Annotated in this window: 1 protein-coding gene; it reads right to left on the bottom strand. The window is 78.5% G+C overall.

Going from position 1 to position 669, the window contains the following annotated elements:
- Nucleotides 1–669: helicase-related protein (locus G3I53_RS22875; protein WP_275406519.1), on the bottom strand; the 669-nt coding region annotated here is incomplete at both ends.

Here is a 669-nt window from a genome sequence, read left to right on the forward strand (position 1 = left end):
CCGCTGCCGTCCCGCGGCCCGCGAGGCCCGGACGGTGGTCAGCGCGCTCAGCCCGCGCGCGTGGTCCACCCGCGGCTCACGCGCGAGACCCGCGTCCACCACCACCCGCACCCCGGGAACCGTCAGCGACGACTCCGCCACCGACGTCGCCAGCACCACCCGGCGCCGCCGGCCGGGGGAGAGCACCGCGTCCTGCACGGCCGCCGGAGCCCGCCCGTGCACCTGGAGCACCTCCACGCCCCCGGCGTCCCCGAGGTGCGCCGCGACCCGGGCGATCTCCCCCACCCCGGGCAGGAAGACCAGCACGTCCCCGTCCCGTTCGGCGAGCGCCCGCCGCACCACCGACGCCACGTGTGTCAGGAACACCGGGTCCACGCGTGTCCCGTGCGGCGGCCGGACCGGGCGCGCGGGAGGCGCCCACACCACCTCCACCGGGAACGCGGTGCCGGCCGCCTCGACCACCGGCGCGCCGCCCAGCAGCCGCGCCCAGCCCTCCGCGTCGCTCGTCGCCGACGCGGCCACCAGCCGCAGCTCCGGCCGCAGCGCCTCCCGGACGTCCCACAGGAACGCCGCCGCCGTGTCCGCGTCCAGATGCCGCTCGTGGCACTCGTCGAGCACCACCGTGTCCACCCCGGCCAGTTCCTGGTCGCGCTGCAACCGCTGCAGGAG

Origin of the sequence: Streptomyces sp. SID14436, from assembly GCF_010548465.1 — a bacterium.
In the GTDB taxonomy this organism is placed as follows: Bacteria; Actinomycetota; Actinomycetes; order Streptomycetales; family Streptomycetaceae; genus Streptomyces.